This is a genomic window from Bradyrhizobium sp. LTSP857, assembly GCF_000938285.1.
In the GTDB taxonomy this organism is placed as follows: Bacteria; Pseudomonadota; Alphaproteobacteria; order Rhizobiales; family Xanthobacteraceae; genus Bradyrhizobium.
Genome location: NZ_JYMS01000026.1, coordinates 47,787 through 64,559 on the forward strand (window position 1 = coordinate 47,787; position 16,773 = coordinate 64,559).

Annotated in this window: 11 protein-coding genes and 1 pseudogene; 4 read left to right on the forward strand and 8 right to left on the reverse strand. The window is 56.8% G+C overall.

Translation table 11 applies throughout. The annotated features are described in order from the left end of the window. Positions 1–44 precede the first annotated feature (44 nt). Complete coding sequence (locus UP06_RS42550; protein WP_349509934.1) at positions 45–347, reverse strand: ferredoxin; 303 nt, start codon at positions 345–347, stop codon at positions 45–47. Positions 348–572: 225 nt separating this feature from the next. Here UP06_RS42550 and UP06_RS14385 point away from each other — a divergent pair, with 225 nt between their 5' ends. Then, entirely contained in the window at positions 573–1,799 is a 1,227-nt protein-coding gene (locus UP06_RS14385; protein ID WP_045004143.1) for an ABC transporter substrate-binding protein, read from the forward strand. A gap of 377 nt (positions 1,800–2,176) precedes the next feature. Here UP06_RS14385 and UP06_RS14390 read toward each other — a convergent pair whose 3' ends face one another. The 7 genes and pseudogenes from UP06_RS14390 to UP06_RS14420 all read right to left on the reverse strand — a co-directional run bounded on the left by UP06_RS14390 (position 2,177) and on the right by UP06_RS14420 (position 12,217). Continuing rightward, complete coding sequence (locus tag UP06_RS14390; protein ID WP_045003303.1) at positions 2,177–2,971, reverse strand: SDR family NAD(P)-dependent oxidoreductase; 795 nt, start codon at positions 2,969–2,971, stop codon at positions 2,177–2,179. Positions 2,972–3,348: 377 nt separating this feature from the next. Then, positions 3,349–3,783, reverse strand: a pseudogene (locus UP06_RS14395) (SRPBCC family protein); the annotation flags it as partial. A gap of 1,251 nt (positions 3,784–5,034) precedes the next feature. Continuing rightward, entirely contained in the window at positions 5,035–6,714 is a 1,680-nt protein-coding gene (locus UP06_RS14400; RefSeq protein WP_045003306.1) for a methyl-accepting chemotaxis protein, read from the reverse strand. Between the two features lie 727 nt (positions 6,715–7,441). Continuing rightward, positions 7,442–8,476: a PAS domain-containing protein gene (locus tag UP06_RS14405; protein ID WP_245305481.1), complete on the reverse strand. Its 1,035-nt coding sequence runs from the start codon at positions 8,474–8,476 to the stop codon at positions 7,442–7,444. 692 nt (positions 8,477–9,168) lie between these two features. Continuing rightward, entirely contained in the window at positions 9,169–10,437 is a 1,269-nt protein-coding gene (locus tag UP06_RS14410; RefSeq protein ID WP_082081412.1) for an ABC transporter substrate-binding protein, read from the reverse strand. A 120-nt stretch (positions 10,438–10,557) separates the two neighbouring features. Next, a complete protein-coding gene (locus UP06_RS14415) occupies positions 10,558–10,983 on the reverse strand; it encodes a Zn-ribbon domain-containing OB-fold protein (RefSeq protein ID WP_045003308.1) in 426 nt (141 codons plus the stop codon). A gap of 10 nt (positions 10,984–10,993) precedes the next feature. Continuing rightward, positions 10,994–12,217, reverse strand: coding sequence for a thiolase family protein (locus tag UP06_RS14420; protein WP_197087240.1), 1,224 nt, complete (start codon positions 12,215–12,217; stop codon positions 10,994–10,996). 450 nt (positions 12,218–12,667) lie between these two features. Here UP06_RS14420 and UP06_RS14425 point away from each other — a divergent pair, with 450 nt between their 5' ends. The 3 genes from UP06_RS14425 to UP06_RS14435 all read left to right on the forward strand — a co-directional run bounded on the left by UP06_RS14425 (position 12,668) and on the right by UP06_RS14435 (position 16,764). Next, positions 12,668–13,384, forward strand: a complete 717-nt coding sequence (locus tag UP06_RS14425; protein ID WP_063778859.1) for an alpha/beta fold hydrolase — start codon at positions 12,668–12,670, stop codon at positions 13,382–13,384. Positions 13,385–13,669: 285 nt separating this feature from the next. Then, positions 13,670–16,027, forward strand: coding sequence for a xanthine dehydrogenase family protein molybdopterin-binding subunit (locus tag UP06_RS14430; RefSeq protein WP_045003312.1), 2,358 nt, complete (start codon positions 13,670–13,672; stop codon positions 16,025–16,027). 14 nt (positions 16,028–16,041) lie between these two features. Further along, the gene (locus tag UP06_RS14435; protein ID WP_045003313.1) at positions 16,042–16,764 is read left to right on the forward strand and encodes an enoyl-CoA hydratase/isomerase family protein; all 723 of its coding nucleotides are present in this window, start codon (positions 16,042–16,044) and stop codon (positions 16,762–16,764) included. Positions 16,765–16,773: the final 9 nt, after the last annotated feature.

Sequence of the window (16,773 nt, forward strand, 5' to 3'; positions counted from 1 at the left end):
GAGCGATATGTCCCGGGCTTCGGCGCAACAAAGCGATCCGGAGGTCACGCGCTGATCGAAAGCGCGCGCGACGGGCAGAGCTGAACGGCCCGTTCGACGTCCTCCCTGAACGATTCCGCCGGCTGGCTGTCCAGCACGATAACGACGCCGTCGCTTTCGCGTTGGTCGAACACTTGTGGCGCGCTTATCACGCACTGCCCGGCTCCACAGCATCTTCCTTGATCGACCTCAACCCGCATTTTCGTCCCCGTGCCGGCGCTATGTCGCAATTCTCGACTAGGCTCAATTTCGAATAAGCTATCCAAAATATACAATCGAGTCAATCTTTCGGCCGACAGGGTCCCCATTACGAGCAGAGCACTGGGCAAGAAAAATCTCCCATCCACTATCGCAGCAGGCCGTATTATAGCGACATCAAGCCGCAGTGTTGACGCGGGGCTTCCAACGTGCCAACTCGCATGGCTAATTTATTATTCATTTCTCGAATAACGACCCAGATCAATAATAGTAGAGAAACGCCCCGTGCGAAGAGAGCAACAAACAATGCCCGCACTGCATCAATGGAGGACGCGTTGAACAAGCTCATCACACTTGTCACACTTGTGACGTTGACTGCGGCCGCTGCCTCGCCAAGCTTTGCTCAAGGCGAAAAAAAATACGGCCCGGGCGTAACAGACACTGAGATCAAGCTTGGCCAAACCATGCCCTATAGCGGGCCAGCCTCGAGCTTGAGTCTAATCGGAAAGGTCGAAGTCGCCTATTTCAAGATGATCAATGCCCAAGGCGGCGTAAATGGGCGCAAGATCAATTTGCTCTCCCTGGACGACGGATTTAATCCGGCCAAGACGGTCGAGCAGACCCGAAAGCTTGTCGAAGGTGAGGAGGTGCTTGCGATTTTCTCCACCGAGGGGTCCGCGCCCAACTTGGCTATCGCAAAATACATGAACTCGAAAAAAGTGCCGCAACTGCTGGGGCAAGCCGGTTCGCCGAAGCTCATCGATCCGGTAAACCTACCCTGGACGACAACATTTTACACGACGTCGTCGCTGGAGGGGAAGCAACTAGCGACCTTTTTGCTAGAGACCAAGGCCGACGCCAAAGTCGGCATCATCTATCAGAACGACGACAACGGCAAAAGCTATCTGGAAGGCATGAAGGCGGGGCTGGGTGAAAAGGGGGTGAGGATGGTGGTCAAAGAAGTCGGCTTCGACCTCAGCTATCCTACGATTGATTCTCAAATTCTTTCGATCCAGGCGGCAGGCGCGGATACGATTTTCTTTGCTACGACTACGCCAAAATTTGTAGCCCAGGGAATTCGCAAGATAGGAGAGCTTGGCTGGAAGCCGCTAATGCTGCTGACATTTCCTGCCTCCTCGATCGAAACCACATTAAAGCCGGCAGGACTTGAACACGCGATTGGTGCGGTCACATCGATATACTCTAAGGACCCAGGCGATCCGAAATGGCGGGACGATCCCGCCGTGCAGGACTATTACAAATTCATGAAAGAGTGGGCGCCTGGCGAGCCACCGACCGACTCCACCGGAAGGATCGGATATATCGCGGCACAAATGATGGTCGAAATATTGATGCGTTGCGGTGACGACCTGACGCGTGAGAATTTGCTGTATCACGCGACCCACATCAAGGACTTTCAGATCCCAATGTTTGTCAGTGGCATTAAAATCAACGTCACACCGGAAGATCGCGTACCCTGGAGGCAGGCGCAGATGGTGCGGTTCGACGGCAGATCCTACGAATTCATTGGTGGTATCGTTACAGCGCCTGGCGACAAGTAGAGCGCAATTCCCGCCCGGCTACGTCAGCCATAAAGCGACGGTTGTCCGCGCTTGGGTATGCCGCCGCTTCAACCTCGGCGGTCACATTGAAATGGGGGCCATCTCACGCAACGCAACTCATTGTTGCCCGTCGTGATCATTCCGCTTTCTCGTGCGATGAGCAGCGGATCGGCAGCCGCTTCAAACCTGTGACCAGGCTGGCTTTGGCACACGCCGGATCACCTCACGTGAAACACGGTCTTTCCATTGGCTCGCCTGCTATGGCGAAGTCTCAGATGCGCATTTCATCGACCTATTCTCTATCGGCGCAAACTTCGTGCAGCGTTCCGCCGTCGTGAATCCGCGGGCCTCTCTCTGAAAACATGCTCATTGCGCGATCAAAGTGTCGCACCGCCGGATACGCGAACGCACTCACCGGTCACATAACGCGACAGGTCGGTTACCAAAAATTCCATTACGCCGGCGCAATCTTCGGGCGTACCCAGCCTGCGAAGCGGATTGGCCTTTGCCTGAGCCTCCGTGCCCAGATTGCGAGCTGCGGCTTGCGCCTTAACTCGCGCGCTTTCGATAATGCCGGGAGAGATGCAGTTGACTCGCACACCATCAGGCCCTAGCTCCACAGCCATGCTCTGAGTATATTGCAGCACGGCAGCCTTCGCGGCTCCGTACATTGCTAGGCGGCCTCCCGCCGGAGTACGATCCATCGCGTTCGTGACGGTGTTGACTACCGCGCCGCCCTGTTTGCGCAGATAGGGGGTCGCCGCCTGGCAACAATGCATCATACTGTAGAAATTGATTGCGAAGAGCTTTTCCGTATCCTCAAGGGAGACTTCGGACGGACGACTGCGTTCAATCGAAGTTGTAGCACCGCCGGCATTGTTGATCAGGATGTCAATCCGCCCCAGTTCCTTCACTACCTGCTCAATCGCGGCGATCGCTTGCTTCCGGTCGGACAGGTCGGCCTGTACCCCCGTACTCCGGCCGCCCAGCGCCCTCACTTCGTCCATCACCGTCGCGGCTGTGAGCGCTTCGCCAAATTTCGCTGCGACATCAAGATCGATATCGATGACAGCAACATCAGCGCCCAGTTGAGCGAGTCGTAGCGCATAAGCCCGACCGATACCGCCGGCACCTCCGGTAACAATCGCAACCTTGTTCCTCAACTTGCTCATTTCTCAATCCTCAAGCTATCCGCTTATCGCGAGCCGTTCGTTGGCACGGCACATCCGACCCAACTCTTTGGCCTTTACATAGGCGGGCACCCCATTAGCGCTGATCTAGGTCATCCATTGTAACATCGGGCAAATCCGAGAGTGGTCTATCGCGCAAGCGCATAGGTCAACATCGCTACGATGGCTACGATCCCGACAACGGCCACCATCGCCGAAAGGGCCAGCACGTTCGGGTAATCCCTTCGTCCCGCGGCTACGGGAGCCGGGGCGGCCTGGATGGATAGAGGACTGAAGTCGGTTGCACCGGACGCCGGCAATTCCGTCGATGCTGCCTGAACCGCCTCGTCCGTTGGTTTCCCGGGGGCGGAGTTCGATTGCTCGACCTCCGACGCGAAGCGCACAAAGAACTGATCCGCCATTTTCTTCGCGGTCGCATCGATCAACCTGGCTCCGAGTTGCGCGATCTTTCCGCCGACTTGCGCATCAACGTTGTAGCGCAGCACGGTACCGTCCTCCACGTTCTCCAACGATACCCTCGCGCCGCCCTTGGCAAATCCGGCGATTCCGCCGGTGCCTTCGCCCGCCATGACATAGCCATTTGGCGGATCCACTTCCGAGAAAATGACTTTGCCGTTGAAGCGCGCCGAGATGGGTCCGACTTTGAAGGCTGCCGTAGCGGACATGCCCTCCGAAACTGTCCCGTCTAGCGCCTCGCAGCCAGGGATCGACGCCTTCAAGACAGTCGGCGCGTTGAGTGCCGCCCAGACCTTCTCTCGTGTGGCCGCAATCTTGCGTTCACCTTGCATCTGCATCGGTAGTTCCTCTTGTTGGGGTGGCGTGATTGCCTTTATGGCCTCTGCAGCAACACTTTCGCCAGGTGGGACCTGTCGAACGCAGTACCGTGAATGTCGTCGTGAGCTGCTCTGGAGCAGAGACACTCCGCCAAGAAACTCGGGAGACCCGCGTTCTAACAATGCCTTTTCGCTTCCGTTCAGCGAAAGATGTCATTTCGAACTGCTCCGGGCGACCGCCACGCGAATTCCCGCTTGACCGTGCGAAAGCCATCAGCGCCCGCAGCGCATAAAGCCGTAGGGCCCGGTTGCGTAAATCGTTGCGGTCGACGCGATTCCCCACGGACGCTGGTTTGTACGCTCATAACCGTTCCAACTCGGTCGTCGCGGATCATGTCCTTGCTTATTTGCCTGTCAAATTTGTTATTCGCATCTGACTTGACTCCGCCGCAGCTGTCAAGGGTGGGTGTCCTGCGAGGGAACCGACAGGCACGCCTCTGCCAAGGCGGTTGCGCATTTCGCAAAGCGATTTCCCTGTTTGTAATATATTGCCTGCTCACCCTCCCCCTTCGTCATCGGGGAATTTCATTTTATGGAGAATGCGAAGACAGTGCCCGCGCAGCCTCCATCCAAAGCGCCGGAGCCAATACGAGTCTATCGGTCGCATCCAACGTGGAGACGACCGGAGCTTTAGATCGTTAGTCAGAGGTCGATTGCCAAATCAGGCCGCATAGCCTTGCTCGCACAGATCATGGCACTACGAGGCGCACGAGCACAATCGCAGGCGGCCCAATTTTGGCTTACATGCTCGGCGCAGTACGCGCCTCGCGCGAGGGATATGCGCAGACATAGCCAATCAAAGCCTCAGAGAAAACGTCTATCTCGCCGCGACCGTGATAAACTCCCGATGAATGTGAAGAATCGCATCAAGCGTCTTGAGATTTCTCTGCAATACATTGATGCTTTGGATCAATCTTTCGCAGGCGCTTGCGACTGCGACGATTTGATCCGTAGTTGCTCGGGGATGCATTTGAACGGCGTCGACTTGAATGGAGCCCGCAGATGCGTAGGCGGGCTTCGTTGATCTTTTAATAGTTTAACCTACGGTACCAATCGTCGTCCCTCTATTCGATTCTAAATATGCTGGCCGGCGATTCCGCCTGGAGGCCAACCATCGTCGCTATCAAGCGGCGCGAACCGCGTTCAAGAACTTGCCAACCTCCAGTTTGAGGCGGTTGCTTTCGAGAGAAAGCGACCGCTCCGACGAAGGGATCAAGCCGCGCGCATCGTTGCCAGGAATTTCTCGACCTCCATCTTGAGCCTTCCGCTTTCGCCGGACAGAAGTTGCGCCGATGACAGCATCTGACTTGAAGCCGACCCGGTTTCGCTCGCGCCACGGCTGACGTCAGCGATATTTGAAGCGACCTGCCGGGTTCCCTGCGCCGCCTGCTGAACGTTCCGCGCGATCTCCTGGGTCGCGGCACCTTGCTCCTCCACCGCTGCCGCGATGGTCGAGGAGATTTCCGAGACGATGTTGATCGTGGTACTGATCTCCTGGATGGTGGCAACGGACGCCTCGGTGGCGGACTGCATGCCCGCGATTTGCGCGCCTATCTCATCCGTGGCCTTCGAGGTTTGCGCTGCTAGCGCCTTCACCTCGGATGCGACCACCGCGAAGCCGCGACCGGCTTCGCCCGCGCGCGCCGCCTCGATGGTGGCGTTGAGCGCCAGCAGGTTGGTCTGCTCGGCAATCGCGGTGATGAGCTTGACGACGTCGCCGATGCGAGCTGCTGCATGCGAAAGATCCGCGATACTGGTGTTGGTCTTCCCTGCTTGCCTGACCGCCTCACCGGCGATGCGGCTGGCTTCCTGCACTTGACGGCTGATCTCACTAACCGATGAGGTCATCTCCTCGGTGGCGCTCGCAACTGACTGTACGTTGGTCGAAACCTCCTCAGACGCCGTAGCCGCGTCACCGGAGATCCTCCCAGTGGACTCCGCTGTCGTCGACAGCGTATTGGCTGCCGCCTCCAGCTCAGTCGATGACGACGATAGCGAGCCGACGAGTTCGCCGATCGTCGCTTCGAACTGGCGGGTGATGTTGTCGACGCGCTGGGCGCGGGCGATCTTCGCATCCGCCTCCACTGCAGCAGCCTCGTCGGCGGCCTTCTTGGCAATCAGCGCGTCCTTGAAGACTTGCAGGGTGCTGGTGATCTTGCCTATCTCGGTTTTTTCGGCCAGATGGGAGACGACGGACGTCAGATCGCCCTTTGCGAGACCCTGCATCGGGATCAGAACGGAATCGATACCTCTTGAGATGTCGCGGACCATACCGACGGCCGCGCACAGTCCAAGAAGCATGGAAGCGCCGAGGACAACCATCAGCGCGCGCACCGAGATGGCATAATCGTCGTTTGCTTTTTGCCCAGCAGTTTCCGCGCCCCTATCATTCAATTCAACGAGCTTGGCCAGCACCCCGTCCATCGCGACACCCACGGGCACTGTTTTGTCCGCGTTGATTTCAACCGCTTTGGCATTGTCGCCCTTGCGGGAGAAAGTGGTCACCTCCTCTGCAGCATTGCGATACTTCTGACAAAGCATCGCAAGTTCATTGAACAGCGCCCGCTCTTCGGTTGATTTGATCAGCGGCTCATATTTGCCGAGGGCAGAGTCATAAGCCTTGATTAATTCAGCGAGGTTCTTGTCGATACCGGCTTTGGCCTTTTCGTCGGCGATCAGCTGATCCCTCATACGCGCGCGGTAGCGCGCAGCCTGGACACGCAATTCTCCAGCCCAGCGCACGCTGGGGAGCCAGCTAGTTTGAATTTCCTGTGCCGACGCATTGATCGCGCTTAGCTGGATTACCGAAAAGAGGCCCATCGAAGTCATCGCGACGAAGAGAAACGAGACCACGGCGATAATTTTGGTGCGAATGGAACGCTTGGCGAGCACTGCAAGACTCCGTTGGTCGTTCTAAACCGTTGAAGGATGGATCGGGATGAAACGCGCATCTCCGCGCGAGACGGCCGATAGCGATTTTGGATTGGGTGCCGGCATGTCAGGACCGGCCTAGCTGCTCCCCTCGCTGCAACGGACCGCAACGGGCGCTTCCCGGGGCCGCTGTTGTCCGCGCTTCAGTTTTCCCATTTCACCACCATCAGTATGAATTGCGGCAGCTCGCGCAGTCGCAAATCATATTCTTTAAACAATTCGTCTCTCAAAGCTCGCCACGGCGTCCGCATACAAGACGTACAGTCAAGGAAACCAATTAGAACGGCGTTAAGCAAAAATTATCCAATTCGACGAGCGAATAGCAAAAACTCCCGCTCAGCCGCGCCGGGAATAACAAATTTTATCGTCGCTCGAATGTTGCACGCCGCGCAGTAAGAAAATTTTGCTGATCGTCCCTCTACCCGGGAGCACATGGAAATAGAACTCAGAGAACTCGCACCAAATTAAGCAGAGCATGCTTCCGATAAGTGGGTACCGATCTTCCTGCTCGAATAGAAAGGCAGAGCGGCTTGATTAAGCTGAGGCCGATCTGCGCCCAGAGCGATCAGCACAATTTCACATGAGACGACTACGTTCTGTCTCGATCAGAATTGAAAAGAGATAACGTTATCGCGATTGCGTGCCAGCAAGGTCCGCATGCATGCCTTTCGCGGAAGGCTGCTCGCAGCTATCGCGGCCGGACACCCGGCTTGCCGACTTGCGGAAACAACAGTTCGATCCCAGCGTCTGAAAATGTTTTCAGAAATACTTCCATCAATCCGTCGGACATCGGCAATGCGCCGTCGCATTCCTCAAGCCGCCGTACCACGGCCGGCGACACGCCTGTCTGATCCGCAAGCTGCCTGACGGACCAGTTCAGAATTCCTCGGGCTGCGCGCATTTGGGCACCGGTCAGCCTGGATGGTGAAGCAGAGAGATCGAATAGTTTCTCGTTGTGCACATCGGTGGAAACGCCAAGCCACTCCTGGACGTTGCCATCTAGATTCGGGATCGGAATGGCACGACACCTGTGCCATCGGTACGTGGCGTCGGAGTGCAGCAAACGATACTCGACCTTGTAAGGCCGCCCGGTCTCCACCGAGAGCGACCATTTTTTCAACGCGGCATCGCGATCTTCTTCATGCAGCAGGTCCATCCAATCATTTCCCGAAATCAGAAGCCGGCCGTCTTGCCTCGCAGCTTCCCAGTTCTGCTGCGACGTGATGCGGCCATCGGGGCCAGCGGTCCACACGAGCCCTTCCACCACCCGAATGAGTGTGTTGTAGCGCTCGGCGCCAGCTCTGAGCTGCCGTAATGATTCGCGATAATCGGTGATGTCGATCACCACGCCCAGAATCCTGGCAGGCTCACCGTCTGCATTAAGCAACAGCTCAGCCTGACTATGAACCCAACGCAGCTGGCCATTTGGCCTGATGATGCGAAATTCACGATTGAGCGGCAAGCCATCGAGCAGCATGGCGCGCAGCACGTCTTTCGTGCCGCGATTCAAACGGCGATCCTCGGGATGAATACTCCGAGCGATCTCGTCGTATGACGGAGCGACCGTGCCGGGGACCAGTCCCAGCAGCTCATAGAAGCCGCGCGACCCGTGCATTTGCCCGCTTAAGACATCGCTATGCCAGGTCCCGACGCCAAGCTTCTCTTCAATAAACCGAAACAAGTCAGCTGCGCCGGGGTCGCCCCCGAACCGAAACAAAATCAAGCTCCTTCATCGAAGACTCTTACAGCCGAGCAAAGATTACGGGCAATTCATTTTATGCCTCTGATACTTGCAAATACATGTTCCAATTCTGATTGTCTCCAGCCGCGGCCAATGATTCTAGTCGTCGTTCACAGCTTTGTTCCAAGCGGGAGTTTTCGCCGCACTCAGAGAGACGCAGAGGAATCCTTACCGTGAAATTGCGGTATAATTTTCGCTAGCGTCGGGACATCGACATAGTTGGTACGACTGACGTCGCCTAGCGGACTATAGAAAGGAGCCGTATTGTTACCGATGTTGCTTCCACGCTCATCCCCGGTGGCCCCGGACTTGGCCGATCACTAAGCGAGCTCGGGGACTTCATTTTTCCTGGCCATTCCTTCTAGTAGTTTCGAATCGGGGGCGCAGAGCCCCGCTCCTCTGATATCTCGATGCTCCAACGGCGCGGCATTCATGCGTTGAAAGAGATGCTCCAAGGTTTTAGCGATCGCGAAAAGCGCGCGAACATTTCCAAGATCTGCCGGGCCAGCGCGAACGATCAACGCTTTAGAGCGCTTTGGGAAGCAAACGCCGTTGAGCGATCGCTGTGCGATGTAGCTTAAGCCGCTCGGCCAAAAAAATGGAGCGCTTCGCACGAAGCGCTCCAGTCTGGGAGAATCCTATCTCGTCGAATGGCAATTAGGGATGCCACGGCATCATTGCGCCGCCGCCGGAATAGTCAGGAGGTCGCTTATAAATTCCCATCCCTTGCCATCGAATTTCGCGATGCGCGACGATCGCCATGCCACTCGATCGTCCTTCGAAATATTGAGATTGATCCCGGCGAGGAAGAGCGGCAGGTGTAGATCCTTCACGGTGGTCGCCTGCTTCATCAGATTTTCGCGTGATAGATCATCACCGCAGCTTTTCAAAAGCTCGGTGATCATTTTTCCTGTCACGTAACCATTCATTGAAAACCCATCCTCTACGGGTTCGCCAGGAGCCCACTGTTTCATGAACGCGCGATAATCCGCTATTTCAGGATCGTCCGCCCACCTCGGATCGCTTGGCTCCTTTCGCCAAACCGCCGTCAAAACTCCCGCTGAAGCCTCTAAGCCTGCGGGTTGCAGGACGTTTGAGATCTGAGCCACTGCCGTCGGAATGATTTGCAGCGGCTTCCAACCAATTTCACTGGTCTTTCGGATCGCTTGAGCAGCGAATTTGGGTGTCGTCGCGTGAAAAAAAACATCCGCTCCAGACGCCTTCAATGAAACGATTTGAGAGTCGATTGTTGGAAATGTCACATCGTAAGGTTCTTCCTTGACGATCATTTTCGATGCTTTGTCGCCTAGCTCCGCCTTGAATGCATCCAGGTATCCTCTGCCATAGTCGTCATTCTGATAAAGGATCGCTATTTTTGCGTCCGGCTTGGTCTGCAAGATATAACGGGCGTACGTCCTTCCTTCGACATCCTGGGAAGCAAAAAATGGTACGGTCCATGGATAGTGGACTGGATCATTCAGCTTCGCTGAACCGCTTGTACCGAACAGATGCGGCACCTTTTTGGAATTGAGATACTTGGCTACCGTGACATTCGCGAGGGTTCCGACCGTACCGACAATTGCAAGGACCTCCTCGCCTTCAACCAATTTTCGTGTCTGTTCGATCGTCTTCGGCGGACTGTATCCATCATCCAGCGAAATCATATTGATCTTTCGACCGTTGATTCCTCCAGCCTCGTTTATCATTTTAAGGTAATCGTTTTCGACGCGGGCCGTCGTGCTGAATGCTGACGCCGGCCCGCTATAAGGCGCGGTCTGACCAAGCTTAATTTCCTTGTCGGTGACACCGGGACCATATTTCGGCTCCGCTTGGGCGAGCGGCGTTGCCGCAATACCCATGCCCAGAATAAGCGCGATAGCGCCCGCGTATTCCAAGCGTCTCCGTCCGCATAGAGAGCGCGCTTTCTTACTGAATGACGCCATGATTTCCTTCCGAGACCATTTCGTTTTGAAAGCGAACTCACTTGCTTCGAGCAATCTGTGAGGCGAAGCAGTGATCGGCGGCGTTGGCTCGACGATCAGGTCGAGTTGACAGCCGATTCCCTAATCCAGAGGCTCGAACGTCGGCAGATTCGCGCCGTTAGCAAGCGCCAGCCACGACAGTTTTACCGGCAGTCCGATCCTCACTTTATCGAGCTCGCAATTCACGATATTGGCCATGATGTTCACCCCTTCTTCGAGTGTAACCAACGCGATCGCAAATGGAGTGTGACCGCGGAAGGGAGGATTGGCATGCGAGGCAATTAGGAATGAAAAGATCTCACCTCGCCCCGACGCCTCGCGCCATTCCAGCTGACGTCGTCCGTCATAGATGCTGGTCGGGCGCGGGATGAATTGATATCTCTTGTTGCGAGGATCGTACTGAAGCAGTAGGCGCTTCTCGCGGGTCGCATCCCAAAATGCTTTCGAGAAGCTGCGCGGCGCGGGAGGATCGCGAACAACTTCGGTCGTATTGTTTAATTGTGTCATGGTTTATCCCCTACCCGTTCGCGGTCAGTGCCATGACAGCGCTGGTTGCCCAGTTGCGCCCATATGGAATACCGCCAATTCCCGTCACGAGCGCGGTTTTCGTATCCGACACTTGCCGGCTGCCCGCTTCACCAAACATCTGTCGCACGGCTTCGACGAGGTTGGTTCCGCCACCCGCAAGGCCGCACTGGCCGGCGGATATCTGGCCGCCGCCGGTATTGAGCGGAAGATCGCCGTCGAAGGAGAAGCTTCTTTCCCTCACGTAGTCGCATCCCTGTCCGGGCTTGCAGAACCCGAGCATTTCGAGCTGCATGACAATCGCGATGATGAAGTCATCATAGGGATGGAATGAGCCGAAATCCGAAAGCTTGACGCCAGCCTGCGAGAGCGCCGCTTCACCTGCTGCTCGATGGCCGGTATCGGTGATGTCAATGATGGATTCGCTTGCGCGAAAATTGGTACGCTCGCCGTAGCCGATCGGCACCACGATTTTCGAGAATCCCTTGCGTTCCGCATTCTTGCGGCTCGTCACCAGGACCCCTGAGGCACCGTCGCAGACCATGACACAATCGAGAAGCCGAATTGGGTCTGCGATCATGCGGGAGTTCAAGTAGTCATCAACCGTGATCGGCTTGCGCAGCTTCTCAACCGCCATGTCGTTGAGAATGGCGTGGTTGCGTTGCGCGACGGCAAGCTTTCCAAGCGCTGCATAGTCAAGGCCGAACTGATGCTCGTATCGCCTGGTGATAAAGCCGAACGCCGCCGGCGGTCCCATGTAACCAAGTGAGTTGGTCCATTCCTGCTGAAAAGCGCGCACTCTCCTGTTGTCTTCGGTCGCCTGCGTATCGGAGAACAGGCATAGGACGTTCGTACACAGGCCGGCATTGACCGCCATCACGGCTCGCGCGACAGATCCCAGCGGCGCGCATCCACCGATGTCGACGGTCTGGGTGAATTTGAGGTCGAGTCCAAGCATGTCAGCGTTGGTTTGCGACCAAAATACGCTGCCGGCAGCCGTCATCGAAGACGACAATACCAGACCATCGATTTCGTCCTTCTCAATTCCGGTCTGAATAATGACCTTCTCGAGAATCTCAGCGCTCAGTTCCCATATGTCTCTATCGCTCTTGTCGACGATTTTGGTTTCGGCGTAGCCGACAATGACTGCATCCTTTTGGTACATTTCAATCCCTTTGGCTTCCTCCCGCCCCACTTCGACGGGGGTGGTGCACATCCACAAGCCCGTGACGATGCGCGTCCGTTGTCCGCGGTCATCGAGCGGCCTTACGTGTCAATCCACGCCGTTTTACGTCTAGCGGCAGCGGCGGCACATGATGTTGGTTTCATAAGATTGACATCGCGCGGCGGAGTCAATACAAATCAAATGATCTATTTGCAATGCAAATAGACCGACAAAAGCGCCGACTCAAGGGAGTTTTTGAGGAAAACGGGAGGTGACGCGCTGGATGTGACCAAATGTACGGTTGGGATCGTTGTCGTGGCGATTACAACCAAAAACAATGGAATCCGCGAGCGATCCGAGAAATTTGACCGCCGGACAGACGCCGCCCTGCGTCATGCAACGGTCGGTTGACGAAGACCGGACATGCTGGCGAGCCACTATCGTTGGCAGAGCGGTTCCTAAGGGCCGCCCCTCAATCATCCTCCAACCTGGAGATAAGTTTTGTCCGCAAATCTTTCGGTGAGAACCTTCGTGCTTGTGCACGGGGCGTGGCATGGGGGTTGGGTGTGGCGCGATGTCGCCAGAAGTCTGCGCGCGATGGGGCACACCGTCTCGGCACCTACACTCAGCGGCCTTGGCGAACGACGGCACGTCAGCAGCGGGACGGTCGGTCTCGACACTCACGTCGAAGATGTTATCGCCCACATCGAAATGGAGGATCTTGCCAACGTCGATCTCGTCGGGTGGAGCTATGGCGGCATGGTCATCACAGGTGTCCGCTCGCGAATACCTGCGCGGATCCGATCGGTTATCTACCTCGACGCCTTCGTCCCAACCGAATCGAAGGCGCTCATCGACTTTATTGATCCCGCAGGGCGGGAAAAACTAGACAATGCCAAAAATGCGGATATGCCGGTGCCTCCCCCGCCTCTTGAAGCCTTCGGGCCCGCGACAGCCGCGATACTGACGTTCGTCAAGGAACGGCTGACCAACCAGCCTTGGAGGACGCTCTACCAACCCCTCCTTGGCCTGAACCAGCAGCCAGCAATTCCTACGACGTACATCCGTTGTCAAGGTTTCAACTTCCCACCATTTGCATTCTTTTTGGAGGAGATGAAGAAGGACCCAGCGGTGGAAACGCACGTTCTGGATGCGGGTCACCTGTGCATGCTGACGGCTTCAGACCAGACCAGCCGGCTGCTGGCGGCAACGCGGTAGAGGACACTGCGGTCAAGATCGAGATTGGCTCTCCCTCCTCAAAGACGCGATCGGCTACCATCGCGCGGCCGCGCTCGATGATGATGGTTTGCCCGTCGTCCACAACGAAGTCCTGCACTAATTCGCGCTTGACAAAGTCGCTTCGCAGGCAAGGTATAATTGGATAGATTATTCGACTTGAGAATTGAAGGCCACACTCCACCAAATTGGGCGGATTTTTCAGCCGCGTTTGACGGCGGCGGGATCGGGCCAGGAGGTGGATGTACGCTGCGACGGGATGAACTGATGGAAGTCAAACTCGATAGATGGTTGCCGAGGCTGGAAGACGTCCGGCTTATCCAGGGCAAGGGGCGCTATACGGACGACCTCGCGCCCAAGGGCGCGTTACGCTCCTTTGTCGTCAGATCGCCCCATGCACATGCTGCGATTAAGACGATATCCGTGCACGCGGCACGGGATGCTCCTGGTGTTCGCGCGGTTCTGACGGCTGCAGACTATCGTGCTGACGGGCATTCCCCAGTTAATCATGCCTCCAATCCGCCCGGAGCCATCGATCCATCCGCACCGTGGTTTACAGCAGCGCCAGATGCAGTGATCCGCGAATGGGGGCAGCCACCACTCGCGGAGCATCGCGTCCGCTTCGTCGGCGAGGCGGTCGCGTTCGTCGTCGCCGATACGCTGGCGCAAGCCCGCGATGCAGCAGAATTGGTGGACGTCGATTACGATGTACTGCCCGCGATCGTGCGCGAACTCGACGCCTACGCACCAGATGCGCCTCAACTCTGGACGGATGCGCCTCGAAATCTCGCGCTGTCCGCGACCATGGGCGACAAAGCAGCCGTCGAGCGCATTTTCGCCGAGGCGCATCTTGTCCTGGCACGCACGTTCCGAAACCAACGCATCGTGAACTGCCAGATGGAGCCGCGATCCGCCTTCAGCTCCTTTGACGAAAACGAAGGATATACGGTCGTCGCAGGAAGCCAAGGCGTCATGAGGCAGCGGCGTGCTCTTGCCCAGGCGCTTGGAGTTCCTCCGAACAAGATGCGCGTCATATCGCCGGATGTCGGCGGCGGATTTGGGCCTCGCACGGCGCTTAATTTGGAAGTGGTGTTAGTTGCCTGGGCATCGCGAAAACTCCAACATCCGGTGCGCTGGACCAGCGATCGGACCGAAGCTTTCCTGGTCGATTATCAAGGCCGTGGACAAACCACGCGAGCGACGATCGCCCTCAATGCAGATGGTCGCATCCTGGCGATGAAATCCGAGCAATTCTTCAATCTCGGTGCTTATCCAGTTTCATTCGCACCGGCCGGCAACGGCCAGAGGATTGTTCCGACGTGTTATGACATCGGAAGTGTCCTGGTCGAAACCCGGGGCATCCTGACGAACACCACGTCAACGTGCCCTTATCGGGGCGCGGGACGACCCGAGGCCCATCTCGCGTTGGAGCGTTTGATCGACGTAGCGGCAGAACGCCTAGGCATCGATCGCATCGAAATGCGCCGCCGCAACCTTATTCCCAAATCGCGCATGCCATATCGCTCGGCGACCGGTCTTACCTATGACAGTGGCGATCTGATCGGCAATATGAATCAAGCTTTGAAAGCCGCCGATTGGGATGGCTTCGATCTACGCCGCACCGACAGCGCATCTCGAGGTATGCTACGTGGCATTGGTGTAGCAAATTATATCGAATCGCCGGTCGGAGCCCAACGGGAGCGGGTTGTCCTGACGGTCAAGCCGGAGGGGATCGTCGAAGTTATCTCCGGCACCCAGTCTTCGGGCCAGGGTCACGAGACAACTTTCGCTCAGGTAACGGCAGCTTTGCTCGACATCGACGTGCATCATGTCCGCCTCCTCACCGGCGATACCCGCTTTGTGTCGGAAGGGGGCGGATCGCATTCGGACCGTTCAGCAAGATTGATGGGCGCACTGCTCGACCGCTCGTGCCATAAGCTGATCGAACTAGGAAAAGACGCCTATGCCTTGCTGGTCAACGTGAAACCCGAAGACATAAGGTTCGAGAAAGGTCATTTCACCAGGACTGGCTGCAACAAAAAACTGAGCATCTTCGATATCGCAAAGCATCTCGAAGACGGTAGCCTTCCCACACAGATGGGAAACGCCTTCACGGTTACTGAAACCATCGAAGTCCGCATTCCGGCCTACCCTACCGGCTGCGCTGTTTGCGAGCTTGAGGTGGATCCCGAGACAGGTGTGATTGAGATTCAGAACTACACAACGGTCGATGACGTCGGACAGCCGATCAATCCTCTTGTGGTGGACGGTCAGGTGCACGGTGGCATCGCACAAGGCGTCGGACAGGCGCTACACGAGGGCATCGAAGTCGACGAAGCGACCGGCCAGGTGCTCGGGGCGTCGTTCATGGACTACGGCGTGCCGCATGCCGACAATCTCCCAAGTTTCAACGTTTTTCTGGTGGAAGATCCAACTCCACACCCCGACAATCGCCTGAGGATCAAGGGTGGCGGCGAAGGCGGAATAACCCCCGCCACCGCGGTTGTCATGAACGCGCTCATCGACGCTTTGAAGTCGTCCGGCGTTGAGCATATCGAAATGCCCGCAACCCCGGCAAGGGTTTGGGCCTCCATTCAATCGGCGCGCGCCGCCCAGATATCATAGAACCGGAGATTCCGATGCCCTCTTCAATCGTGATCGAGCAGAAGGACGCCGTCCTAGAACTCGTGTTGAATAGCCCAGAAACCGGGAATATTGTCACCGAGGACATGGCGCAGATCTTGGAGCAAACGCTCAGAAATGTCGGCTCCGAAATCAAGCTCTTGCGCCTGCGCGCAAATGGCGATCATTTTTGCCGCGGCCGCAAATCTCCTCCCATCGATCGCGCCACCGCGACAGCGCTAGCGTTTCGCCAGACGATTGCCGAGGGGCCGCTTCGTCTCTATCAGGCCTTCCGCGCGTGTCGCGCGCCCATCATCGGCGTCGTGCAAGGTGAGGCCCTCGGCGTCGGCTGCGCCCTGGCGGCGCTGTGCGATCTCACGATCGCAAGCGAGAGCGCGGTGTTCGCCGTCCCTGAAATGGACCACGGTATTCCGCCGACGCTGGTGATTTCTGCGCTGGCCGGACGGATCCCTTACAAGGCAATCAGCCACCTCGTCTATTCCCGACAACGACTTTCCGCGCGGCAGGCCGCCGAGATCGGAATTGTAGGTCAGGTAGTGCCGTCGGATTCCCTTGGAACGGCAAGCGACGAACTGGTGGATCTCATGCTGAAAAATACCGCCGCCGCGTTGCAAGGGGTCAAGGAGTATCTCCGTCACGCGGCAAGACTGGAGCCGGACGCACAAGTCTCATTGGCCTCAAGTATTATTGCTACGGTCCTGTCTTCGCAGAATCGCTAGAGACAGAGT